We start from the raw sequence: 24,258 nt of genomic DNA, 5'->3' as shown, positions 1-24,258 counted from the left end.
ATACTTGCTTTTGCAGCACAAACAAGCATCTAAAGAAAATGCGCGCCAATTCCGCTAGAGAGCTCGGCTCACGCTAAAGGGCAGCCCTAGCCAAGCCACCGAAACCTTGTTGCAAATATCATTTTAATGATTGATTTGCACTGGCGTTTGCCAGCCTTGTGCTACTTTATCAGCACATACCGGATTACCTTCAGCAACCAGTGACTCGGCAAAAAACCATTCTTTAAAGACTTGCCACTCATCATTTATCGGGCTTTGACACTTCCCATTCGCCTGCTCAGCAAATACTGCATCATTACATTGCGGCGTATCATCTAACTTACCGTGATAAGCATACGCATAAACGACCTGACAATGGCTACTGACGTAGGTACGAAACACCACTAACCAACCTTGTTGATAACGTACCACACTAAAACTAGGAATATTGTGTTGTACAGCAGTCGCAATAATCTCAGGAGCTTGCACGTCCTTTAGCAGCGTTAACTCACCGTTTTGCCGCTGGCGAATTTGAATGGTCTCGCCCCGCCGCCAGGCGAAGCCATCATACTCAGTATCTGCTGCAGCCTTAGTCAGTGCAGATAAACCCTTAACATCGCGCTTCACTTCTTGGCGGATAGTGCGCTCTACTTGCGCCGCTTCAGAAAGGGTTTGCATTTTATCGCAGGCCACTAATAGCCCTAACATGAATATAACTAACACTATTTTACGCATAATGTTCACCTTAATTTAGCCCTTCGGGGTCAGATACCGAGCCCTCCCGAGCTCTCAGAGCTTAACGTTTTCACCGTTGGCGAGATACTTTCTTTTGTTTCGCCAAAAAAAGTCTCCAAAAAATGCAAGACCCCACTTCTGCTCGAAAGTCCGACTGCTCATGCGCTGCCCAAGGCGAAAACATCTCTCGCGCTATGCTTCGTCGCCGCACTCAAACCCCCGTTTTCTTAAAACCTTGGCCAACGATGCTCAGATGGCTCGCTGCAAAGGGGGTAGTTAATATCTAGAGTTGGAAAAGAGCGAGTTAAAAGCAAAGTAAACTTTGGCTGTAAACGTCTTTCTCAGGATGAAAAAAGGCCGCATAGTTTCTGCCCCTAACACTGAACACTGTCGTCGGCAAAAGTTATTAACCATGGTGCAATATTTGATGCCAACAACACAATCACAAGTTTCTTTTATGGTTAAATATTAGCCGTTAAGAATATTTGCTTATACTATCGTCAGAAATTTTTACACTAGCGAGAGTGAATAAAAGTTAATACTACATAATTACCTGTTATTTAAATTAATTATTTTATGGCGCAGTTATTGCTTATTTTGGGTTGCATAAAAAATAATAACCAATAAAAAGGGTGCTTTATGAACAGTAAAACTAAGCTTGGCTCGTTGTTGAATTTAATTTTTTTGTTATTCTCCATGCTTTTTTTTGTATCTACAGTAAAGGCTGACATTATTCGTTTTAATTTTGATACGGAATCCTTTTTTAATCGAACGGCTGTATCGAATGGTTTCACGCACAACTCAGATGGCTCAGGCAATGCATTTGGTAATACTGGCTTAAATGGTTCGGTGACTGGCTCAATTGATATTAATCGCTCAGCCACTGGTGAAAGCACTATCAGTAACTATTTGTTACAAGTTATTATGCCGCACGGTATTGCACCAGGATTTAACTTTCCTCAGTGGACTATCCAATATTCATCTTCAACGCTAATGCAGCCCGGGGCTGGCGCAACAGCGCTTTTATACAGCAATGGCTACATGTTCATCCAACAAGAATTTATGTTTGACCCGTTCTATGGTCCTGCCACCCCGCAAAACACGTGGTACAACCCCTTAGTAAGGCAAGAGTATTTGTTTCGCGTAGATCTTATGATGAGTGGTGTTCCTGGTGCTGGCCCTAATGGTGGCTTTGGATTAGCAGTCGACAGAGTTGATGTACGTTGCGCCGTGCCAGGCGATGCCCGCTTAACGTGCAATGGGTTTGGTTCAGTAGGTGAGTCAAACTACTCAGATTGGAGTTCGACTGAGGGGCTAGCCTCTTCTTTTGAAATTTTACCCTCTAATCCACAAGACCCGGCCGCCCCTGTGCCAGCACCCTCGACCTTATCAATGATGTTGCTGGCCTTTGCTGGTTTGTTGGTATCGCGTCGTCGAAAGCTTAGTCGCTGATCCCACACACTAGTTAACGTTTTCACCGTTGGCGAGATACTTTCTTTCGCATCGCCAAAAGAAAGTATCCAAAGAAAATACCCCAATTTCGCTCGAAAGCCCGACTGCTGATGCGCTGCCCAAGGCGAAAACATCACTCGCGCTATGCTTCGTCGCCGCACTCAAACCCCCGTTTTCTTAAAACCTTGGCCAACGATGCTTAGGTGGCTCGCTGCAAAGGGGGATAAAATATTACTAAGAAATCACAGCATTATTCATGACAACCGCTAAGTCTCTGTTCCCAAACACTTTGCGCGGCTTTCCGCGCTCGCTTTTCGGCTTTTAGCCCAAAAGCCGCAACAACAGCACTCAACAGCGAACACACTGCCACTTCGTTACGTTGTCAGCGCATGACGTTGCCAGCCACAGAAAAAATAGGCGTAGACAAAAAGTTGTGGCAAGCTAAATGAGTAATAAGGAGAAGTGTATGCGTAAAGCCATGTTCATTTTCGCCGCCATGACATTAGCAGCATGCGATAAAAGTGTCACTCAACCATCAGCACCTAGCCCAAGTTATACCGAAGCAGAGCAGCAAACGTTAGCCGCGGGTAGTGCACGGGCACGCACCTGTGCAGCCTGTCATGGGCCGCGAGGTATCTCTCGTAATGCGATTTACCCACATCTTGCAGGGCGCCCCGCCAGCGAGCTCCATTCGGCGCTTACCGCTTTTCGTGATGGCGATCGTAAACATGCGATTATGAGCCCACAAGCTCGAGGTTTAACCGATGATGACATTGCGCTATTAAGCCAGTTTTATGCCTTATTACCGCCCGCAATAGAAAGCCCCGCTCCCTAATCGTTAGTCGGCCGTAAACAGCGCCAGCAAGTCTTCGGCTTGGCCTTGCCATACTTGGCCTTTGCCACCACCCAGTAACTGATCCGATAAGCCCTGCTTATACTGCTGTAATTTTTGTACTTTTTCTTCAACGGTATTGCGGGCAATCAGCTTGTATACAAACACCACTTTGTCTTGACCAATGCGATGCGCCCGATCGGTCGCTTGGTTTTCAGCAGCGGGGTTCCACCAAGGATCGTAATGAATAACGGTATCGGCGGCAGTTAAATTCAGCCCTGTGCCACCGGCTTTTAAGCTAATCAAAAAGACTTCCGTTTCACCATTTTGGAAGGCATCAATTTGTTGTTGTCGTTGTTTGGTTTGCCCCGTTAATTTACTGTAGCTAATGCCCATGTATTGCAGTTCTTGTTCTATTAAATGCAGCATGCTGGCAAATTGACTAAACAGTAATACGCGCCGCCCTTCTTCAATCATTTCAGGCAGGTTTTCTCTTAACCAGCTGAGCTTGGCGTTGTGCTTTACTAGTTGCGCTTGTTCAATGGGTACTAAGCGCGCATCACAACAAGCTTGGCGTAGTTTTAATAAGGCATCTAAAAACTCAATTTGACTGGCCGCCACGCCTTTGCGCAAAAACAGTTCGCGCACTTTGGTTTCCATAATCAAGCGGATGCTTTCGTACAGATTGCGTTGGTCCGCTTCTAATTCGAGTAGTTGTAATATCTCGTTTTTCTCAGGTAACTCGGTGGCGACCTGGCTTTTACTGCGCCGCAGCATAAAAGGCGCGATTTTTTGTTTTAACACCTGAGCACGTTCGGTATCCGCATGCTTTTCTATCGGCTTACGATACACCTGATTAAAATGCGCTTCGGTACCCAGTAAGCCCGGTAACACAAAATCAAATAACGACTTTAACTCGCCTAAATGGTTCTCTAACGGCGTACCCGATAACGCTAAACTAAATTCACGTTTTAACGCCCGCACACTTTGCGCCGCCTGACTGCCCGCATTTTTAATATGCTGCGCCTCATCCAGTATCACTAAACTAAATTCGCGCTGGCGATATAAATGTAGATCGCGCACTAACAATGGGTAGCTAGTTACAATAACGTCAAAGTCATCCATTTGCTCGAACAACGGCCGACGTTTAGCGCCGTAAAGCTGCAGCAAAGATAAGTCAGGTGTAAAGCGCGCAGCTTCGTTTTGCCAATTGCCTAATAACGACGTGGGGCAAACAATTAATGCCGGCTTTTTTAAACGCCCTTGTTGTTTTTCATACAACATAAAGCTGAGCGCTTGTAAGGTTTTACCCAGGCCCATATCATCGGCTAACACGCCACCTAAACCAAAGCAGCGTAAAAACACCAGCCAGTTAAAGCCCTGCTGCTGATAAGAGCGCAACACGGCATTTAAGCCGCTGGGCAAGGCCACTTCTTCTATACCTTGGAAATTATGCAGTTGCTCACTTAACCGAGTTAAACGGTTAGCATTTAAATATTGAATCTCAGCTGCACCAGGCGGGGGTAAGATGGCGGCCTTATAATCGGGTAACTCCAAGGTTAACGGCGACTTTTGTAAATTGAGTAATTCAACGATGGTATCAATCAGCGGCTGAATTAATTGCATCGGCAAGGCTAATTTGCCCTGTGGCAAACTAAGCCAAATGGTTTGGCCGCTCACTGGTAAACCATATTGCCGCAGCCATTGGCTGATTAACGGTAATAACGGCACTTGCTGGCCGTTCACATCCACTTGGATACCTAATTCAAAGCCACTTTGCTTACCATCTTGTACTTGCAAATACGGCGTGGCATCGAGGATCTGCAAATTAAAATCGGCGGCTTGCTCTACCTGCCAGCCTTGCTGTTGCAAGGTATCAAGCTCCGCCAATAACGGCTGCCATAACTCTGGGTTATCTGGGCCATCGCCAACATCAAAAGCGGCTAAACGTTCAGCAGGCGGGGCAAGCTCGCAACTAACTAATCCCAGTGCTAACAATTGCTCTAGTGCTGCCACTTCGTTTTCACGTTGGCGTTTAATAAACAAGGTTTGATCTGGCAGGCTGATTTCGGTTTGCGCTTGTTTTAAATCGAGTGGTAGCCGCTGGCCGGCATAATCAAAATACAATAAGGCGGTGGGTCGTGCCGCTGCATTTGCTTGTTGCACACGCATTTGTAACGCTAGCACCGGAGTGGGGGCTACTGTCACTTGCTGCACGGCAATACCCTTAGGTACAGGCAAGCTCACTTCTTTAAATAACTGCTGTAATTGCCCCAACCGCGATGATAATTGTTTTAGTGGGATCACCGGCATTTTGGCTAAGAGTTTAAGCTCGCGCGCAGTTAAAGGCGTGTTAACTTCGCCTAGCGAATAATGATCGGTATTTAAGTAACACAGCGGTTCAGTAAAAATAAGATGGTTGGCTTCATCATCGGCAATTTGCCAGTGCAGTCGCTGGCCATTTTCGTGCTCTTGCCAATACAGCGACAAATCCTTTGGCTCTTGCCAGGTTAATTCATGCCGAGCCTCACCAAAAAAACAGCGGCCGGTGGCGAAAAAGGCCTGCAGTAACTCATAGCCCCAGCGGCCTTCTAACACATGCTGATCTTGTGGGTTATGCGAGCGAAACACCGTAAGCAAACGATAGTCTTCGGCACTGAGCCAGCTTGGCGGTTGCGGTGCCACCAGATCGTATTTCCCTAAAGGCTGACCTTTACTATAGCCACCCTTTTTCAAAATTTTCACCCGCCGCGGATACAATTGTAAGCCACTGTGACCGTAGCTCAGCAGATACAGCATGGTATCTTCAACCATTTCTTTGTTGGGTGCTTGCTGTTGTTCCACCTCGGCAAACCAATTATCGACCTGCAGCATGGGTAATTGCTTAACCCGTAATTGTTGCTGCGCATAATCACGCTTTAAGCGCAATAACACCGCCAACACATGCTTGCAGCGAAAACCAACAGGGCAGCTACAACGGGCTTCTAATTGCCAACGACCATGATGCTGTTCTAAAGACAAATGTTGCCGATAAGGCGCAAAGCCCGCTCCCCATACTTGGGCACTGATCTCACTTAAATCATCATTGTATTCGAGCTTCAACACCTTACCGGCCTGCAAATAGGCTTTCGCGCGGTGCATAGTGGCAGTGTCAAACCATTGCGTCAGGTTCGCATCGCTTAGCGGGAATAAATTGGTGTCTTCACCTTTGGTGTGATCAGTCAAATTGCTCGGCTCACTTTACATTGCACTTAGGCAACACGCCCAAAAGATGGGCGCAAACAAAAGCTCTATGCTACCGCAAACGCCGAGCAGACCAAAGCACTGCCGACAGAAATAGGTACTTTTTCATTGTTCTGTCATTGGGCAGGCTTGGTTGAGGTCTGTTTTAGAAGTAATAGCTCAATTGCAGTGATAAATAGTCATCGCGTTGCAACCAATACAGTGGATCGTTGATTTGCTCACTTTGAAATAACCAGGCATTAATGCTTAAGCGCAGGCTATCGGTTAAACGCCGTGAACCTTCCAGTTTTATACTGCGGCTTTGACGTTCATCTAAATCTTGTAAAACGCCGACCAAGAAACTCGAACCGGCCACATCATTCAGTGCCAAGCGCCAGCCGATGAACAGATCATTTTGCCCCGGCATACTGGCTGTTTGGCCGCGACTGTCATACTGATATTCGACAATCCAGCCGAGATCCCACACCTGTTGCAGCACACCATATTGGGTAAACTCAAAACCCGCAGTGGCGGCGGCATATTCATCCACTCCCAAGCGCCGATAAATCGATTCCATTTTCCATAACCAATCGCCCTGCACCCATTGCAGATCAAGCCCATACTGCTCCATTTGATAATACAATGGCTGTAACTCACCGCTGATAGTGGGTTGCAATAAGGGTTCGCGGCTGGTGCCGCTAAAAAAGCTTAAACCGACATCTAAACCCGAAAAACGATGGGCGTATCGTAAGGCAACGTCGAGGTTATTTTGAGCTTTGGACGACTCATACCAGGCTAAATCATGATTTACCGCTAACGGCGTAGCTAAACGGCCCGCTAAACCGGGAAATTGCCGCTCACGAAAGTAAGGTAAAACGTAGATATCTAAGGTACCCGCGCCAGCACTGCGACGCAGGGCAAGCATCGGTTGCCCTAACTTAGCCTCTAGCTCAACGCCGGCGGTCACATCCGTTTGGTTAATTACGTCAACTAAATGCTGTGACTCACTAACGCCCCAAAAAATGGTGTCTAAACCTACTTTTACTTCCCACCCCTCTTGCACATATCGCCAATAGGCTTGTTGAAAATCAATAAGATGGCTTTCACTGTCGCGCTGATGCCAACGTAAGTAAGGCTCTAAATTAACACTGTGCTGCCGACTGGCGTCTTCATAAGACCATTGGCCACGATAACTCAGCATGCTGTGCTGTTTGCTACTGGGCTGCAAGCCGCTTTGGCTAAACATGCGCTGCGTAAAGTCCAGCTCATGTTGCCAACGCCAACTGCCCTGTGGCTTGGGCGCAGGGGCTATTGCTGCAGTTCGAGCAGAAGTATTAGCCGTAGCACTGCTGTTATTTGCCGGTAAGGTAGCTCGAGCAGGCGCTGCGCTGCTCACCGCTGTAACAGATGGTAATGTGGCCACAGCGGGGCTTACTGGGCTAACAGCAGCACGGCTATTACTTGCCATAACCTCAGGGTTAGCCGCAGTGACAGCGCGTTTGGGTTCAGCTATCGCTTTGCCTGGCAACGCTTGACGGGCTAATTGTTGTTGATACCACTGCGCGGCAAAGGTCACGTCAGTGGCTAACATTTGTGCTTTGTCAGGCACGGTTAATTCCGCACCTTTTAAAAGATAATTGACATTGTTATCGCGAAACGCTTTTGGGTTTTGCTGCCATAAAGCATACATCACTTGCGCCATGCTAACTTGCTCATCCGGCCTAGCCGCAAGCGCCAAACGCCATAGTGTGCTCTCAGCCGTTATGGAATCTGGTGTCGCTGCGTGTAGCGGTAAGCTACCCGTAAGTAAGGTCACAGCGCAGCAAAGGTTAGCGATGGTATGTTTCATAGTTAATGACGCGCGCTTAACGCGCCCGCTCCAAAGCACTCACATCAAAATCGGCAGCAGTACGGCCGGTTTGAAAACGCGTACTTTCTAACAGCAACTCGGTGCTTTTACCGGTTTGTTGGTTCTCCATTACTAAGCGATGTGGCCGCCAAAACTTATCTAAATACAGCTGATAATCGTAGGTGGTTAAGGTTTTTAATAGGCTATCTTTACGATCATAATATTCTGCGCGCTGCACCCGATAATGCTCGGTATCGACCCAAACCAAAATTTTGCTATAACCCGAAAAACTGTCTGTTGGCGTTTGCTCTACCACAAAGCACTGTAATTGCTCTGCACAGGCTTCGTCACGCAGATAACGGAAATTGAATTTCTCTAATTCAAAACTGGTCATATCTTCATAAGCAAACTCACTGGCCATAAAAGGGCCAGATTTATTGCGACTGGCAATACGCCGCGTGCGTTTAACGCTGGGTAAATATAACCACTGTTCATCTTCAGCCGTGGGGTGAGCATGGGTTAAAAAAGCGGAACCGCGCACATCCATGGGCTCATCAAAAATGGTCAGCGACTTATCACCATCACCTTGCACTTCAAGGGCTAAAGCCCGCATCCGCCTGACACTTTCACGGCCTTGAGCGTTACGTAAGGTCATTTGCAATTCGCTTTCACTGTCACCCCAGCCGCGATCACGCATTTTTTGTTCTTTTGCAATTTGTAAGCCTTTGGCTTGCGCCTCATCTTGCGCCGCCACCGGCGCCCAAGGTGCACACAGCATCGCAGCGAACAACAGGCTGCGAGATGTTAGATTATTTAGCATGCTTAGCTCTCCCAAATTTGCCAACTTGTAACAAGACGGCGGGTAAAAATAATAAATCGATGATCAGTGCCACCAAAATAATGCTAGATGTCAGCAAGCCCATATCGAAATTCAAACGGAAGCTCGACAACATCAACACCGCAAAACCACTGACCAGTACCAAGGTGGTGATCCAGAGCGCGCGGCCAACACTGTGAAAAGCAAAGCGCACGGCTTGTTCGTTATCTTGGCCCTCTTTGCGGGCATAGCGATACTTGGTTAAGAAGTGCACCGTATCATCAACAATAATACCGAGGCTCATACCGGCGACCACTGACAACGCCAAGTTCACTTCGCCAACTAATAAACCCCACAAACCAAAACCAATTATTGCCGGCACTAAGTTTGTTAATAAACTTATTAAACCTAGCCGCCAAGAACGCAACGTAAACAGCAATAATAACGAAATTAACACCAACGCTGCCGGTAAGGTTTTCAGCATAGACGCCATATTGCGCTCGCCAATATGAGCGAACATTAGGGCTGCACTGGCAGCCGATAGCTGGTATTCCGGCCATTGCTCGGCAAAATACGCTAAGGCACGCTCTTCTAAAGCAATTAATTCTTTGCTGCCTAAATTGTATAAGGTGGCACTTAACCGCGTGGCACTTTTATCAATGTTTAACTGGTTATTTAAATCAAGACCAAAAGGTAAGGACATTTCATACAATAAGATATATTGCGCCGCTTCTTCGGTGGAATGGGGTAAACGGTAATAGGCCGGATCATCCTGATGCATATTCCGATTGAGCTTTTTCAGAATATCGGTGAAAGTGTTTACGTGCATCACTTCCGGTTGCTCAACTAACCAGTCACTAAACTGTGCCACGGCCAACAGCATTTCTGGTTGATAAACCGCGCCTTCCCCGTCGCCCTTCACTTCAAAATCCATCAAAGTAAAGCCACTGAGGTTCTCTTCTAAAAAGTCATTCGATTGACGAAATGAAGTACTGGTAGAGAAATACTCATTGGGCTCATCATTCACTTTATTTAAGGTTAATAAACCTGAACACACGATAGTAATGGCAATAAAGCCAAACATGATCGGCCGCTGCCAGCGGATCACGAACAGCGCCAGTTTATCCATGGCATTCAGGCCGCTTTCAACATGGTCCGGCTCATGAAACGGTAAGGCATTCATTAATAATGGTAGTAAGGTCAGGCTGAAAATACACGCCAATACCACACCAATGGCGGTTAAATTACCCAGATCACGTAAGATCGGCACTTCCGAGAAATTCAGGGTTAAAAAACCAATAGCGGTCGTGACACTGGTTATCACTACCGGTAACCAATTACGCTCTAAACTGTACTTAATGGCTTGCTGCTTACTTTTCCCTTCGCTCATCGCAAATTGCATTCCGGCCAGTAAATGCACCGAATCAGCCACCGCTAAAGTCATTAAAATGGTCGGCACGTTCACCGTGGCGGTACTCATAAAAATACCGAGCCAACCGGCTATACCTAAGGTACTGACTACCGAAACAATCAAGATGATGATGGTCACTAACGAGGCATAAAACGAGCGGAAAAGCCAAGCCAGCATTAACGCGATCACCAACAACATCATGGGTACTAAGCGCTTCACATCGGCTTCAGCTTCTGAGGCAAAGGCATAGTTCATGGCAATAATGCCGGTGTGGTAAAACTCGACGTCGGGATACTGTGCAGCAAATTGGTCCGTCAGCGCCATCACCGCCGACCAAATTTCATCTACCTGCGCTTGCCCAGTAGGTTCGGGTAATTGCACCGTAATATTGATTGCCGTCACTGCGCCATCAGCGGCAATTAATCGATCACGAATAATCGGCTCGTTTAAGGCAATGTCACGAATACGAGCTAACTCGGCATCATCCAAGGTGCGTTCGGCACTCACCAGATCCTGCACCCGTAAATCATCATCTTCAGCTTCGGTATGTTGAAAATTACTAATTGAATCAATACGAATAGAGTAAGGTGTTTGCCAAGCGGCATTGGTAAAGTCTTGCACTAATTGCAGCACATCGGCTTGAAACACATTGCGATCTTTTGGTGCAATACCAATCAGCACATTGTCACTTTTATTAAACTCTTGCTGCATTTGTTCAAAGGCTTGCAGCTGCGGATTATCCGGCCCAAAGAAAATGCGGTAATCGCCACGAAAATACAGTTGATTTAAACCGGCACTAAACAGAGCAATAATCAACAACAGCGCAGATAACACCGACCAAGGATGGCGTAAAACAAAAGGACGGGATGGGGTCATGCAGCGAGCTCCGGGGCTTTTTTATTTTAAAAGTTGTACTTCAGTGTACACCCTAATTATCGGCCGATGATTACAAGCCATGAATATTTTTCTTTTTGCACACCTTGCTTGCAAATAATTTACAATTAAATAAACTTATTTTATGTCTGCTTGCTCTGGGTGCATTATGTCACTGGCCATTATTTATAGTCGGGCACGTTATGCCTTAGCCGCACCGTTGGTAACGGTCGAGGTTCATCTCAGTAACGGTTTACCGGCGTTTCAGTTAGTGGGTTTACCCGAAACCTCGGTGAAAGAAGCCAAAGATCGGGTTCGTAGCGCGTTAATTAACAGCGGCTTCAACTTTCCGGATAAACGCATTACCGTTAATTTAGCCCCTGCCGACTTACCCAAAGAAGGTGGCCGTTTTGATTTGGCTATTGCGCTGGGCATTATTGTCGCCTCGGCGCAATTGCCTGAAAACTGCACCGCAAACTATGAGTTTTGTGGTGAATTAGCCCTTTCGGGTGAGATCAGACCGGTGCTGGGCGAGATCCCGTTAGCCATCGCTTGTCGTGATGCTGGCCGTGCCGCCGTGTTACCCATGGCCAATGCTCAACAAGCTTGTTTAATACCTGATGCACAAATTCATGGCGCTGAGCACCTATTGCAAGTACATAGTTTTTTATTAGCACAACAACCGCTGCCCGCCATTCCGCCACTGCCGCCACCACCACTTAAAACGCAAGCTGATATGGCCGATGTTAAAGGTCAGTCCCAAGCTAAACGTGTGCTAGAAATTGCCGCGGCAGGTGAGCATAACTTATTGATGTTTGGCCCTGCTGGCACCGGAAAATCGATGTTGGCGCAGCGCCTCGCCAGTATTTTACCGCCACTCACCGAACAAGAAGCGCTGGCCACCGCGGCGCTTTATTCTATTGCCGGTCAACCGCGTGACCAACAAAGCTGGCTACAACGGCCCTATCGCGCGCCGCATCATACCGCCTCAGCCGTGGCTTTAGTGGGCGGCGGCTCAGTACCGCGACCTGGCGAGATTTCTTTAGCGCATCATGGCGTGTTGTTTTTGGACGAGCTAACTGAATTTCCGCGCAAAGTGCTAGATGTATTACGCGAACCCCTAGAAACCGCGCATATTCATGTTTCCCGCGCTGCACGCCAAGCGGAATTTCCAGCGCAATTTCAATTAGTCAGTGCTTTAAACCCCAGCCCCACCGGCCATCACGAAGATGGTCGCAGTAGCCATGAACAAGTATTACGGTACCTGAACCGTTTATCTGGGCCTTTTTTAGAGCGAATCGAATTACAAATTGAAGTACCGCTGCTGCCCGCCGGCACGCTCAGTAGCCAACACGCTGAAGAAAGCAGTGAGCAAGTACGGCAGCGAGTGATTGCGGCCAGAAATATTCAACTAACCCGTCAAGGCAAAGCGAATGCGCGACTACAAGGCTGCGAATTAATGCAGCATTGTCGGCTTAGCGACGTAGATAGTCAGTTTTTAGAAGAGACATTACAGCGCTTAAAGTTGTCAGCACGTAGCTTTCATAAGCTACTTAAGGTGGCAAGGACCATTGCCGACTTACAACAAAGCCCACAAATTAGCCGACCACATTTGTTAGAGGCAATCAGCTATCGGGCACTGGAAAGACTGATCCAATATCTAAAACAGTAGCCCGATAGGTTAAAACACTATGAAGCTATTAGCGGTTTAAACTAAACGCCAATGCAGCATTTCACCGGCAAAAAATGGCACTATTGGCTGGCCATTCGCCAAGGTTATTTCGGTCGGTACCTGCCACTGTTGTTTTTGTAAAGTGATGCTACCGCTATTGCGCGGTAAACCGTAAAAGTCTGCGCCATAATGGCTGGCAAAACCTTCTAGCTTGTCTAAGCAACCCAATTCATCAAACACTTGCGCATACAACTCAATGGCGCTGTGAGCACTGTAACAACCGGCACAGCCACAAGCTGACTCTTTGCGATGCTTTTCATGCGGCGCAGAGTCTGTACCCAGGAAAAACTTACTCGAGCCACTCGCCACCGCGGCGCGCAAGGCTTCTTGATGGGTACGACGCTTTAAAACCGGTAAGCAATAATTATGCGGTCGCACGCCACCTACTAATAAATCGTTGCGGTTTAACAATAAATGTTGTGGTGTGATGGTTGCGGCCACATTTGCAGAAGCTTCCGCTACAAAGGTTGCGGCATCAGCCGTGGTAATATGCTCAAACACCACCTTTAATTGTGGTAAACGTGTAACGATATGCTGCAAATAGCGGTCAATAAACACTTTTTCACGGTCGAAAATATCAATATCGTGATCAGTCACCTCACCGTGGATCAACAGCAACATGCCCACTTCGGCCATGGCTTCAAACACCGGATAAAGCGCGTCAAGTGCTGCTACACCCGAGGTAGAGTTGGTTGTTGCTCCAGCCGGATATAATTTAGCCGCCACCACGCCCGCCGCTTTCGCTTCAATAATATCTTGCTTGCTGGTTTTATCGGTTAAATACAATGTAACTAAAGGTTGAAATTCACTGCCCGCTGGCCGTGCCGCGAGAATACGCTCGCGATAAGCCATGGCTTGCGCTGCGGTGGTCACGGGCGGTACTAAGTTAGGCATAACAATAGCGCGACGAAAGACCCGAGCCGTGGCCGGAACAGTTTCTAACAGCATATCACCGTCGCGAAAATGCAGATGCCAATCATCAGGGGTTTGAATGGTTAAAGTGGTCATTAGAATGCTCCGGCAGGATGTCAAAAGTGCTTTATGATAGCAGGGAAGCAGAAATGAAGAAATTACCCAGGTGGTTTTTCAAGCCGCACTGCGACTTTTCTCAAGCATCGCTTTAGTCACTGCGTCGGCTCTGCTACACTATTTTTTAGCAAATGAAGGAGCCCACCATGTCAGAATTTGATTTCGATTTAGATCATTTAGATTTCGCAGCCGCCGAAGACTCTGTCGCAGCCACTCAAGCCGCCGTAGCCGCTGCCGAAAACGAGCCATTATTTGGCGATGACGATGACGAATGCAGTGGCGGTGCTTGTAAAATTTAAGCTCCCTGTGGGCGCAATTGATAAAAACGCGTTAATTGCGCCACTAAGATACAAATCGTCCCCGCCAGCATCAACAATGAAAATGGCAATGCCGTACCGTTGTAAAATACCCCTAATAAAGGCCCTGCCAGTGCGCCTATGCCAAAACGCAACGTACCAATCACCGCAGTGGCGGTGCCGCTATGCTCGGGAAACTTCATTAAAATCATCGCATCGGCATTAGTAGCCATCAGCCCTAAACTGGCCATTAACGGCGCAATACTCAGCACCGTGTACCACAGCCCTAAACCCAGATAATTAAACAAGCTTAGTAGTGACGCGCAGCACAAAGCTAACACTAAGCCGACGCCTAACATGCGCTGCGGCCCTTGCCGGGTAACCAAGCGGCTGTTAATAAAGTTGGCAAGCATTAACGCCGACACATTAAGCGCAAATAACACCGCGAATAGCTGCTCACTCACGCCAAAGTAACTGATATAAATAAAGGATACGGCCGTTAAAAACGTAAAAAAGCTAAAAGAGGCAAACATCGAAGTCGCAATATCTGGCCATGCTGCTTTATTAGCAAAAACTTGCCGATAACCACTAACAAAGGCGGGTTTTACCACATCGTCTGGCCGTGTGATCTCAGGCAGAAAACGCCAACTTAAACCCACCAATAACAAAGCATAACCGGCTAACACAGCAAAAATAACTTGCCAGTTCGCCAACACCATAATGCCACTGCCCAGCGCTGGGGCAATCAATGGCGCCAGCATCATAATCATAGATACATAAGACATACCTTTAGCGGTATTGTGCTGATACAAATGCCGCACGATGCCAGGGATCACCACGGTTGCGGCCGCACCACAAAAGGCTTGAGCAGCGCGCCAAACTAAAAAGCTTTCGATACTGCTAACAATACTGAGCATGATACTACTCAATAAAAACCCACAAAGCCCCGCTAGCGCTAAAGGGCGACGCCCCAGCATGTCGGCTAAGGGCCCAAACAGCAGCATGCCTAAGGCATAAGCAGCCAGATAGATACTGAGCGATTGCTGCACCAAGGCCATAGAGGTGTTGAGATCGGTCATCATGGTTTGCATAGCGGGCAAATACATGTCGATTGCTAAAGGGGTAATAGCAATTACGGACGCGAGTAGCATAATCAGCCACAGCGAAGGGGTTGGCGCTTTCATTTGAGGTACCTCCAGAGGAGCTGCATAGTACCGTTTCAACCCGATGCTGACTAGCAGGTTTTTTCGTAAGTACAAGCGCTTATTCACCTAAAATACCGTATTGTTGACAGGTTTAGACTGCGTTGAATCTTCTGCCAATAAGCTCTATGATGATGAGGGTTTGTTGAATCTGACACGCTGCAGTGTTTTGACGGTAACCGCATCGAGTAACGCATGAAAGAAAAAGCTACGTCTTTTGATATCGCCTATTTAGCTGGAGTGTCGCAATCTACCGTTTCTCGGGCATTACGCAATAGCCCGCAAGTGAATCAGGAAACGCGCGAAAAGGTGCAAGCGATTGCCCGCCAGCTTAATTATAAGGTCGATAAAAACGCCAGCAACCTGCGTAAACAACGCAGTAGCACGCTCGCGTTGCTGTTATTTGAAGATCCTACCACCGATGAATCCCTGATTAATCCGTTTTTTCTGTCAATGCTGGGTAGCATCACCCGTGCCTGTGCCAAGCGCGGCCAAGATCTGCTCGTGTCGTTTCAGCAACTTAGTAACGACTGGCATGCCGATTATGAAGACAGTAAAAAAGCCGATGGCATTATTTTGCTTGGTTACGGCGACTATGTAGATTACGAAGAAAAATTAGCCAAGCTGTTAGCGCAAGAAACCCACTTTGTTTGCTGGGGTGCCGAAGTATTGGGCCATCCGGAATTTACTATTCGCAGTAACAATTGGCAGGGCGGCAAATTAGCCGGCGCGCATTTAATTTCCACCGGCCATCGTAACTTTGCCTTTATTGGTAACGCCTCTGAAGGCAGCCCAGAGTTTAGTGCTCGTTATCAAGGTTTTATTGAGGCGTTAGTCAGTGCTGGCATTAACGCTGCGGATGTGCCGCACCATGATGCGATCTCCACCGAAAGCGCCGGCGATCTCGCCACCGAGCAACTGTTAAAAAGTGGTCAGCCGGTCGATGCCATTTTTTGCGCGAGCGATTTAATCGCCATTGGTGTGATCCGCTGCTTAAAACGCAACGGCATTCGCGTTCCGGAACAAATTGCCGTGATGGGCTTTGATGATATCCCTGCCGCCTCTTTTGCCTCGCCCGGTTTAAGTACGATCCAGCAAGACACCAGCAAAGCCGGAGAAATGCTCGTCAATAACCTGATGAACCTGATTACCAACCAACCGATCACCGATAACCTGATTGAACCTAAGCTGGTGATCCGTCAATCTTGCGGTGCCACGTCGGTTTGAGTTGCCCGCTCAACAGATGGCGGCAATGCCTCTAGCGCTTCACGTAAGGTGGCATAAAAGGTCAGCCGACCGGGTTCTGCCACTATCCCCGCTTTCGCTAAGGTTTTTAATGGCTGAAATTGCAAGTCGGCAATAATCAACTCAATGCCGTTAGTCTGACAACTGTGTCGCAGTTTTTCTAAAGCCGCCAAGCCACCGGCATCTAATAGCGTAACGCCATCCATATACAACACTAAACCACGCTGCTTTTCAGCTAACAGCGCAATTTCTGCAAAAATACGATCGGCGGCGGCAAAAAACAGTGGGCCACTAATTTTTAAGACTTTCCAACCCGCGGGTAACGGTTGACCAATATGCTTACGACTTGCCGAGATGTCCGTGACCTTGGTCATGGCGGCGATATCTTTCATAAACAAGATTGTTGCTAACAGGATGCCCGTGGTAATAGCCAGCACCATATCAAAAATAACGGTTAGCGACAGACACACCAAGAAAACCCAAACATCACTGCGCGGCGCAGTTTTTAATAAATGCAGTGCCTTGGGGGCTTCACTCATGCCCCACGCCACCATCACCAATAACGCGGCTAAAGCCGCCATGGGCATATAAGCCAGCACAGGGGTTAACAATAATAAAGCCAGTAATACCACCAGCGCATGGATCATCGCAGAGATGGGAGATTGCGCGCCAGCATTAAAGTTCGCGGCCGAGCGAGCCAGCGCCGCTGTCGCGGTAATACCCCCGAAAAAAGGTGTAATAATATTACCGATACCTTGCCCCATTAATTCGCTATTTGCACTATGGCGTTGGCCACTACTGTTATCCAATACCACCGCACACAATAACGACTCAATCGCGCCAAGCATAGCAATGGCAAAGGCTGCGGCCAGCAGATCTTTTGCCAATTGCCAACTAAAACTCAGCGCTACACCCTCAGGTCCAGGCCGATCCCAAGGCCAATCAAAATAAGGTAAATACGACGGCACGCCGGCAGCGATAGCACCATCTTCTGCTATATAAGTAAACCGCGAGGCGATAGTGGGTACATCTGCGCCGAATTGCAGCAATAACAACCCTAGCAGGGTGCCGATAAACAATGCCGGTAAATGCGGTGGAATGGGGGTGTGAAGTCGGCGCCAACCAAGCATAACGGCTAAGGTCACTACCGCCACCAGCAAGCTAGGCCAAGCGGTTTGGGGTAATGCTTGTGCTAAAACAAAAATTTTATCGCCAAAATGCTCGGGCAAAGCGGCTAACGGTAACCCCAAAAAGTCTTTGACCTGCAAAATGACAATCACAATAGCAATACCCGAGGTAAAACCTAAGGTGACTGACTCAGGGATATATTCAATTAAACGGCCCAAGCGCAGTAAAGCCATAGCGACCAGCAACAAGCCAGATAGCACAGAGGCGATTAATAGCCCGCTTAAACCGTACTTTACGGCAATGGGATATAGGATCACCACAAAGGCGGCGGTGGGCCCCGAAATGCTGTAACGCGAGCCACCGGTTAGCGCTATCACAAAACCGGCGATAATAGCCGTATACAGGCCGTATTGCGGCGGCACACCCGATGCAATCGCCAACGCCATAGCCAGTGGAATGGCAATAATGCCCACGGTAACGCCGGCTAACAGATCTTTGAATAATTTTTGCCGCGTGTAACCTTCAGCCAAACTCTCGCGTAGCGCATGACCAAGACGTAAAGAAAACAAATGGGCGCGATGAGACAAAACAGACTCCGCTGATCTGGCCTAAACAATACATCACTATAGCGCGACTATTTTGCTAAACCTATGCACTTTTAGTCTCAGATAGCATAGTAATAAGCCCTTTTAACTGCCGCTTAACGCAAAAGCGCTGTTCGAAAACAGCGTTTAGATTCAATGAAACGCATTGAGTCGCGATGGCTTTATGGTGTTTTTTTTAGCATGCTCGCCAGTACCCCATCACGTTTAATGAAACCATGCTGCAATGCTGCGCTGATATGCAGAATAATTAACAGCATCAGTAGCACACTGGCCCAGCCATGCAGCTCACGTAATAAGCCATAATTGGCTAAATCAGTTGCTAGCAGCATCGGCAAACTGACACCGAACAGCACCACCGGCAATCCAGCAGCATTTTGCATTAAATAACCCGACAGCGGCATTAACACCAACAACAAATAAAAAGCAAAATGGGTGAGTTTCGCGGCCCACTTTTGCCATAACGGCAGCGAACTGGGTAAAGCCGGAACCTGCGAAGTCAACCGCAGATAAATGCGCAGCAGCACGGCACAAGCAGCTAATAACCCAGCCATCTTATGCGCACTTAGCAATTGCTGTTGCCAAGCCCCTAATGCACTAACCATCGTTAAACCAGCCAGCAATAAAGACAATACTAAAGCCGCCATCAGCCAGTGCATCAAGCGCATAGCTAACGAGTACGTTGTCGGATTATTCATGCTGTTCCCCTACCACTGATTGCACTAATACTTCACGCGCTCGGCGCCGATGTGACTCGGCATAAGCAGCAGCGCGCGCACGTAAAATCGGATCGGCGGTTGGCGCAACACCACGAGGTAACACTAAGGGGTCAAAATTAAGCGCATTACAATTCCCGTCTAACTGCTCTATCGCCTGATGGATCTGCAGTATTCCCGCACTTATTTGTACATTACTGTCAGGCCATAATACCGTCGCGTTATTTTCATCATCCGCGGCCGTGCCAAGGGTAAATTGCCAGTCAAAGCTCACCATGCCCGCATTTAAGCGCGCAAAAAATTCTTTTTGCAGGGCATCAGCATCTGTTTCATCTAACTCACTGCTGATTGTCGACGTTAACATCGGCACTGCAGCCCATTTCACGGCTTGCTGCTGACCAACCGCATTCTGCAAATAAAAGGCGTTAATACTGTGATAGCGTTCACTAGCAAAGCTACTGCTGGCTTGATAGGTTGAACGCCATTTTACAAAAGCCTGACTCTCTGGATGCTCGGCAAAAAATTGCGGCACACTATTACTTTGAATGGCTTGCAACTGCAGATAAAACTTCTCTGGTGTTCCTACCGCTAGCACCGGTGGGGTGTTCATTGCTATGCGCCATTGCTGTGCGGTTTCGGGCAACAAGGTGATGGCAAAACTGCGTACCGGTGCTTTTAAATCAGGCGCCAGCGGATTATTACCAGCAATCGAAAATCGACCAATAAACGGATAACGCCCGGCTTGCAACACGGCAGCACTTGAATACGGCGCTAACGCACCGCTAGAAATAAAATCACCGGCTACGCAAAACCCTTTCGCATGCGCACGGCGAAAACCGGCATGCACTGTTGAACCTTGCTGTAAATCGACAAAATCTTGCGCACTGAGTGCATTACCCGCGCCCAAATTAGCGGCCAATAAAAATGCCGCGCTAACACTGCCCACTAGCGCGGCCACAATAAAATAAGCTCGCATCTTGTCACGCCCCCAACATTTATCTTGAACTCAAGATAAAGTAAAGATATCTTGAACTCAAGATAAATTTAACATAGCGACGCATAATGGACGAACTCGATCGGATCCAGCAGGCTTGGGCCAGTGAAATGCCCACATTGAATACCGACAGCATGGCGCTAATTGGCCGTTTGCAAATTTTGCATAAACGTTTAACCAACGCCATGTCGCCGAATTTTCGGCATTACGGCTTAACGGACGCTGGCTTTGATGTGCTGGCCACCTTACGTCGTAGCGGTAAGCCCTATCAACTCACACCTAATCAGCTACTTGGGCAGACCTTAATTACCTCAGGCTCATTAACTAGCCGCTTACAGTCATTAGAAAAACAAGGCTTTGTCAGTCGCCACACCGACGCCGCAGACAAACGCAGTATTGTGGTAAGCCTAACGGAAAGCGGTAAAAACGTGATCGAGCAACTGCTGGTCAAGCATGTCGAGACACAACAGCAGCTGCTCAGCGGTTTAAGTGCGCACGAACAACAGCAGCTAATTTCGTTAATGCGCAACTGGCTTAATGTAACTACCGAGCCAGCTCTCTGAGTCTGGTCATACCTGTACCGGAGTGTGGCCAAACCAGTGTCTGAGTGCGGTCATACCAGTACCGGAGTGTGGCCAAACCAGTGTCTGAGTACGGTCGGACCAGTACCGGAGTGTGGTCGGACCGGTGTCTGAGTGTGGTCTTACCTGTACCGGAGTATGGTCGGACCGGTGTCTGAGTGCGGTCGGACCGGTGTTGGTTGGTTAAGTACGAAGATCAGCAGCGATGTGGCATAGCGGGTAGTGACAAAAAACCACGGTATGCTTTTTGATACCGTGGCTGTTCAGGTTTGACAATGCGGGTTAGGGTGTTTGCAAAATCAGCAGGCCATAAGCTGCCAGCATGTTGCCTTGCAAATCAAAAGCCCAATTGGCGGTTTGCTCGGTGTTTAACAGCGAACTGATATCTTGTGCTGAATCACTAAGATTTAACACAAAACGGGTTTTGCTGCTGTTTAACTCGCGCTCTATTTGCAATATACCATTAGCCAATTCAGTGACCTGATAACTGCCGGCCAGCTTCAGCTCTGGCCGTTGCTTTTTCTGGGCGATGAGCCACTGATATAAACGCCACACAGAGTCAGGCTGCGCTTGTTGCTCGGCAACGGTGCTGCCGCCTTGTGCTAATTGCTGTTGTAAAAACGCCGGCCACCAATTTTCAAATTGTTGGGTAAATAACTCAGCTTGCTCTACCCAGCTCAGGGTCGCTGGCGTAAAACCGCCTTGCGTTTGCGTTGACCAAAGCATTGGCGCGCGTTTATAAACGTCATGGCCGGTATTCGCCTGGGTTAAACCAATTTCTTCGCCGTAATAAATGTACTTGGTACCGGGAGAGCTAAATAACATCGCCGCGGCTAACTTGGCTTTTTGCTGCACGATTTTAGGCTCAGATGCCAGCTGATAGGCCACCCGCTCTTGATCATGATTGGTTAAAAACGGCGAGAAAAAAGCCAACGGCGCGTTAGATTGCTGGCGACGCTGCACGTTCTCTTGTAATGGATGCAACTCGCCGCTTTGAGTACCACTGATGGTGCCAAATTGTGCGTCATTACCGGCTGTAGGGAGCAATTGCCCTAAGATTTTATAACCCACTTCAAAATCAAAGCCTTGATCTAAGCCCTCGCCATTGCCCCAATATTCGGCGGCCACCGGTATATCAACCCAGGCCTCACCCACTAAGTAGGCTTCGGGGTTCACGCTTTTCACGTAAGCATTAAAGTCGCGCCAATAATCGATGGTTTCTGGCAGGTCAGCTTGGCCCGCTGGGCCAGTTTCCATCACAAAGCGCACTGCATCTAACCGAAAACCAGCGACGCCTTTATCCAACCAAAACTTTGCCATTTTTTTCATTTCAGCCACCACATCGGGGTGCTGCAAATTTAAATCAGGCTGCGTTGCACCAAAGGCCGCATAGTAATATTCACCCCGGCGCGCGTCGAAATGCCACACGGCTTCGGGTTTATCCGACTGATCCCAGGCATAGCCCCAGCCTTCACCTTTGGCGGGTAAGTCTTTACGCCAGACAAAGTAATCACGATAAGGCGCAACACCTTCAGCCGATAACCGGAACCATTCATGCTCACGCGAGATATGGTTAATCACCAAATCGAGAATCACCTTCATGCCTTTTTCATCGGCCGCTTGAATAAAGGTTTCAAACTCGGCCATCGAGCCGTAATCACTTTCTACCTGGTAAAACTCGGTAAAGTCATAACCATGATAAGACGGCGCTTCAAACATGGGCGTTAACCAAATCGCATCGATGCCAAGTTCTTGTAGATACGGCAGTTTGGCGGTCATGCCATTAAAATCGCCATGGCCATCACCATTGGTGTCGTAAAAACTGCGTGGCCAAATTTGATAGAACACCGCATCTTGCCACCAGGGCGCGTCTGCTGTTGCTGGGCTTAGCGTGGTGGCGGCTGGCACAGCACTGTCGTGACTCGCTTGCTGAGGTGCTGGCTTGCAACCGCTTAGCGCCAGCGCTAACATCAAACAACTTAAGGACGTTTTAAGCATCAGTTACTCCTGTACCAAATCAGTTTTCACACGTAGCACATACAGCGCCGCAATAATGTAACTTACCCCGCCAATCGCCAACGCATAAATAGCTTGGCCTTGGAAAAAATAGCCAACCAAACTTCCCAAAATGGCCGCTGCCAGCAGCTGAGGCAGCACGATAAAGATATTAAACATGCCCATATACACCCCCATTTTATTGGCTGGCAGGCAGTTGGAGAGCATGGCATAAGGAAGTGATAAAATGGATGCCCAAGCGATACCAATACCAATCATCGGGATCCAGAGTAAGGCCGGATCCTTAATAAAGAAAAAGGCGAATAGCCCTAAAGCGCCACAGCATAAATTAATCGCGTGTGCCTTTTGTGTACTGGTGGCTTTAACTAACAGCGGGATCAGTAAGGCCGCAATTGCCGCAAAACCGTTGTAAACCGCAAATAACACACCAACCCAATCGGCACCATCGTTATAAGCGACCGATGTGGTATCCGTGGTGCCATAGTGATAACTGGTCACTGCCGCCGTGGTATAGATCCACATGGCAAATAACGGAAACCATGAGAAAAACTGCACTATCGCCAATTGCCGCATGGTGCTTGGCATAGTAAATAAATCATCGACCAGTTGTACCAGCATATTGCGATTTTGCTGTTGCTTAAACCAGCTCGCCAGCCACTGTAATACCCCAAAGCTGGCGATAAGTGCGCCCAGTAAATACAGTTGCTTATCTAACTGCGCAGAAGCGACAGCAATCATTGCTGCCACACCCACCACCACGGCCACTGCGCCGCTGCGCCAGTAGTTTGCGGCAGGCGTTGCACGCTCAGCGACCGGCTGAGCCGCTTGTTCAGCCGCATCGAAGGCAGCTAATTGCTCAGGGCTATATTCTTTTGAGGAAATAATGGTCCAGCCAACCGAAAGAAATAACACGGCACCACCGGCATAGAACGAAAACACCACCGAGTCAGGGATCAGCCCCTCTGCTGCCGTATTCGACACACCAAACCAATTGCTCATCATCCATGGCAGCGCCGACGCCACCACGGCACCGACACCGATAAAGAACGATTGCATGGCAAAGCCGGTGGGGCGCTGCTGTTTATTGAGGTTGTCGCCGACAAAAGCGCGAAACGGTTCCATCGTGACATTGATGGCCGCATCTAATAGCCACAACATCCCTGCAGCAATCCACAAGCTTGGTGAATTTGGCATAAAAAACAATGCCGCGGTGGTGGCCAGTGCACCGTATAAAAAAAAGGGCCGACGCCGACCTAATTTAGTCCACGTTTTATCACTGAAATGGCCGATAATCGGTTGTACCAACAAGCCCGTTAACGGTGCGGCAATCCACAGAATAGGAATTTGATCCATATCTGCGCCCAACGTCTGGAAAATTCGGCTAACATTGCCATTTTGTAAGGCAAAACCGAATTGGATACCGAAAAATCCAAAACACATGTTCCAGATCTGCCAAAAGCTGAGGTTCGGCTTAGTTTGCATAAGTATGTTCTCTATCGTCACGGTTGTTATTATTGTTACCCACTCGGTTGGCCACAGCCGCCAAA

Annotated in this window: 18 protein-coding genes; 6 read left to right on the top strand and 12 right to left on the bottom strand. The window is 48.2% G+C overall.

Translation table 11 applies throughout. The features are described 5' to 3' along the window. Window positions 1-123 precede the first annotated feature (123 nt). Complete coding sequence (locus LMJ53_RS02615) at window positions 124-714, bottom strand: hypothetical protein (protein ID WP_229584672.1); 591 nt, start codon at window positions 712-714, stop codon at window positions 124-126. A 639-nt stretch (window positions 715-1,353) separates the two neighbouring features. Here LMJ53_RS02615 and LMJ53_RS02610 point away from each other — a divergent pair. Together LMJ53_RS02610 and LMJ53_RS02605 are read left to right on the top strand one after the other, a co-directional pair. Then, window positions 1,354-2,166 (top strand): PEP-CTERM sorting domain-containing protein, encoded by an 813-nt coding sequence (locus LMJ53_RS02610; protein WP_229584671.1) that lies wholly within the window; start codon window positions 1,354-1,356, stop codon window positions 2,164-2,166. Window positions 2,167-2,632: 466 nt separating this feature from the next. Beyond that, on the top strand, window positions 2,633-3,001 hold the full coding sequence (locus tag LMJ53_RS02605) for a c-type cytochrome (protein WP_229584670.1): 369 nt from the start codon (window positions 2,633-2,635) through the stop codon (window positions 2,999-3,001). A gap of 3 nt (window positions 3,002-3,004) precedes the next feature. On the opposite strand, the gene LMJ53_RS02600 is transcribed toward LMJ53_RS02605, so the two are convergent. The 4 genes from LMJ53_RS02600 to LMJ53_RS02585 form a co-directional block, all read right to left on the bottom strand. Continuing rightward, complete coding sequence (locus LMJ53_RS02600) at window positions 3,005-6,223, bottom strand: DEAD/DEAH box helicase (RefSeq protein WP_229584669.1); 3,219 nt, start codon at window positions 6,221-6,223, stop codon at window positions 3,005-3,007. 163 nt (window positions 6,224-6,386) lie between these two features. Then, window positions 6,387-8,069, bottom strand: coding sequence for a FimV family protein (locus tag LMJ53_RS02595; RefSeq protein WP_229584668.1), 1,683 nt, complete (start codon window positions 8,067-8,069; stop codon window positions 6,387-6,389). 16 nt (window positions 8,070-8,085) lie between these two features. Next, entirely contained in the window at window positions 8,086-8,889 is an 804-nt protein-coding gene (locus LMJ53_RS02590; RefSeq protein WP_229584667.1) for an outer membrane lipoprotein-sorting protein, read from the bottom strand. After that, window positions 8,879-11,173, bottom strand: coding sequence for an efflux RND transporter permease subunit (locus LMJ53_RS02585; protein WP_229584666.1), 2,295 nt, complete (start codon window positions 11,171-11,173; stop codon window positions 8,879-8,881). Before LMJ53_RS02585 ends, LMJ53_RS02590 begins: the two co-directional genes overlap by 11 nt. A 166-nt stretch (window positions 11,174-11,339) precedes the next feature. Between LMJ53_RS02585 and LMJ53_RS02580 the strand changes: the two genes are divergently transcribed. Further along, window positions 11,340-12,842: a YifB family Mg chelatase-like AAA ATPase gene (locus LMJ53_RS02580; protein WP_229584665.1), complete on the top strand. Its 1,503-nt coding sequence runs from the start codon at window positions 11,340-11,342 to the stop codon at window positions 12,840-12,842. A 36-nt stretch (window positions 12,843-12,878) separates the two neighbouring features. On the opposite strand, the gene pyrC is transcribed toward LMJ53_RS02580, so the two are convergent. After that, entirely contained in the window at window positions 12,879-13,910 is a 1,032-nt protein-coding gene (gene pyrC / locus LMJ53_RS02575) for a dihydroorotase (protein ID WP_226750459.1), read from the bottom strand. A 167-nt stretch (window positions 13,911-14,077) separates the two neighbouring features. Between pyrC and LMJ53_RS02570 the strand changes: the two genes are divergently transcribed. Then, complete coding sequence (locus tag LMJ53_RS02570; protein WP_229584664.1) at window positions 14,078-14,230, top strand: hypothetical protein; 153 nt, start codon at window positions 14,078-14,080, stop codon at window positions 14,228-14,230. Here the strand turns inward: LMJ53_RS02570 and LMJ53_RS02565 are convergent. Next, complete coding sequence (locus tag LMJ53_RS02565; RefSeq protein ID WP_229584663.1) at window positions 14,227-15,411, bottom strand: multidrug effflux MFS transporter; 1,185 nt, start codon at window positions 15,409-15,411, stop codon at window positions 14,227-14,229. The two genes, LMJ53_RS02570 and LMJ53_RS02565, sit on opposite strands and share 4 nt — an antisense overlap. 213 nt (window positions 15,412-15,624) lie before the next feature. On the opposite strand from LMJ53_RS02565, the gene LMJ53_RS02560 reads away from it, so the two are divergent. Continuing rightward, window positions 15,625-16,656 carry a LacI family DNA-binding transcriptional regulator gene (locus LMJ53_RS02560; protein ID WP_229584662.1) on the top strand — a complete coding sequence of 344 codons (1,032 nt, stop codon included), beginning with the start codon at window positions 15,625-15,627 and terminating at the stop codon, window positions 16,654-16,656. Here the strand turns inward: LMJ53_RS02560 and dauA are convergent. The 3 genes from dauA to LMJ53_RS02545 all read right to left on the bottom strand — a co-directional run bounded on the left by dauA (window position 16,629) and on the right by LMJ53_RS02545 (window position 20,096). Continuing rightward, window positions 16,629-18,389, bottom strand: a complete 1,761-nt coding sequence (gene dauA, locus LMJ53_RS02555; RefSeq protein WP_229584661.1) for a C4-dicarboxylic acid transporter DauA — start codon at window positions 18,387-18,389, stop codon at window positions 16,629-16,631. The two genes, LMJ53_RS02560 and dauA, sit on opposite strands and share 28 nt — an antisense overlap. A 179-nt stretch (window positions 18,390-18,568) precedes the next feature. Next, window positions 18,569-19,102 (bottom strand): cytochrome b, encoded by a 534-nt coding sequence (locus tag LMJ53_RS02550; RefSeq protein WP_229584660.1) that lies wholly within the window; start codon window positions 19,100-19,102, stop codon window positions 18,569-18,571. Next, entirely contained in the window at window positions 19,095-20,096 is a 1,002-nt protein-coding gene (locus LMJ53_RS02545; RefSeq protein ID WP_229584659.1) for a catalase family peroxidase, read from the bottom strand. The genes LMJ53_RS02550 and LMJ53_RS02545 overlap by 8 nt, the downstream gene beginning before the upstream one ends. A gap of 86 nt (window positions 20,097-20,182) precedes the next feature. On the opposite strand from LMJ53_RS02545, the gene LMJ53_RS02540 reads away from it, so the two are divergent. Further along, window positions 20,183-20,677 (top strand): MarR family winged helix-turn-helix transcriptional regulator, encoded by a 495-nt coding sequence (locus LMJ53_RS02540; protein WP_229584658.1) that lies wholly within the window; start codon window positions 20,183-20,185, stop codon window positions 20,675-20,677. A 300-nt stretch (window positions 20,678-20,977) separates the two neighbouring features. Here LMJ53_RS02540 and LMJ53_RS02535 read toward each other — a convergent pair whose 3' ends face one another. Further along, the gene (locus tag LMJ53_RS02535; protein WP_229584657.1) at window positions 20,978-22,693 is read right to left on the bottom strand and encodes an alpha-amylase family glycosyl hydrolase; all 1,716 of its coding nucleotides are present in this window, start codon (window positions 22,691-22,693) and stop codon (window positions 20,978-20,980) included. Between the two features lie 3 nt (window positions 22,694-22,696). Further along, a complete protein-coding gene (locus LMJ53_RS02530; RefSeq protein ID WP_229584656.1) occupies window positions 22,697-24,193 on the bottom strand; it encodes an MFS transporter in 1,497 nt (498 codons plus the stop codon). Between the last annotated feature and the right edge of the window lie 65 nt (window positions 24,194-24,258).

Origin of the sequence: Rheinheimera sp. UJ51 (assembly GCF_020819615.1) — a bacterium.
Classification (GTDB): domain Bacteria; phylum Pseudomonadota; class Gammaproteobacteria; order Enterobacterales; family Alteromonadaceae; genus Alishewanella; species Alishewanella maricola.
Note: the sequence above shows the minus strand (reverse complement) of the source record. Positions and strands in the feature narration are given on the sequence as shown.

Bases quoted from the DNA above. Each gene is read 5' to 3' on its own strand.
- LMJ53_RS02580 (WP_229584665.1), top strand. From the start codon at position 11,340: ATGTCACTGGCCATTATTTATAGTCGGGCACGTTATGCCTTAGCCGCA.
- LMJ53_RS02615 (WP_229584672.1), bottom strand. From the start codon at position 714: ATGCGTAAAATAGTGTTAGTTATATTCATGTTAGGGCTATTAGTGGCC.
- pyrC (WP_226750459.1), bottom strand. From the start codon at position 13,910: ATGACCACTTTAACCATTCAAACCCCTGATGATTGGCATCTGCATTTT.
- LMJ53_RS02550 (WP_229584660.1), bottom strand. From the start codon at position 19,102: ATGAATAATCCGACAACGTACTCGTTAGCTATGCGCTTGATGCACTGG.
- LMJ53_RS02590 (WP_229584667.1), bottom strand. From the start codon at position 8,889: ATGCTAAATAATCTAACATCTCGCAGCCTGTTGTTCGCTGCGATGCTG.
- LMJ53_RS02540 (WP_229584658.1), top strand. From the start codon at position 20,183: ATGGACGAACTCGATCGGATCCAGCAGGCTTGGGCCAGTGAAATGCCC.
- LMJ53_RS02595 (WP_229584668.1), bottom strand. From the start codon at position 8,069: ATGAAACATACCATCGCTAACCTTTGCTGCGCTGTGACCTTACTTACG.
- LMJ53_RS02570 (WP_229584664.1), top strand. From the start codon at position 14,078: ATGTCAGAATTTGATTTCGATTTAGATCATTTAGATTTCGCAGCCGCC.
- LMJ53_RS02585 (WP_229584666.1), bottom strand. From the start codon at position 11,173: ATGACCCCATCCCGTCCTTTTGTTTTACGCCATCCTTGGTCGGTGTTA.
- LMJ53_RS02545 (WP_229584659.1), bottom strand. From the start codon at position 20,096: ATGCGAGCTTATTTTATTGTGGCCGCGCTAGTGGGCAGTGTTAGCGCG.
- LMJ53_RS02565 (WP_229584663.1), bottom strand. From the start codon at position 15,411: ATGAAAGCGCCAACCCCTTCGCTGTGGCTGATTATGCTACTCGCGTCC.
- LMJ53_RS02605 (WP_229584670.1), top strand. From the start codon at position 2,633: ATGCGTAAAGCCATGTTCATTTTCGCCGCCATGACATTAGCAGCATGC.
- LMJ53_RS02535 (WP_229584657.1), bottom strand. From the start codon at position 22,693: ATGCTTAAAACGTCCTTAAGTTGTTTGATGTTAGCGCTGGCGCTAAGC.
- LMJ53_RS02530 (WP_229584656.1), bottom strand. From the start codon at position 24,193: ATGCAAACTAAGCCGAACCTCAGCTTTTGGCAGATCTGGAACATGTGT.
- LMJ53_RS02560 (WP_229584662.1), top strand. From the start codon at position 15,625: ATGAAAGAAAAAGCTACGTCTTTTGATATCGCCTATTTAGCTGGAGTG.
- LMJ53_RS02610 (WP_229584671.1), top strand. From the start codon at position 1,354: ATGAACAGTAAAACTAAGCTTGGCTCGTTGTTGAATTTAATTTTTTTG.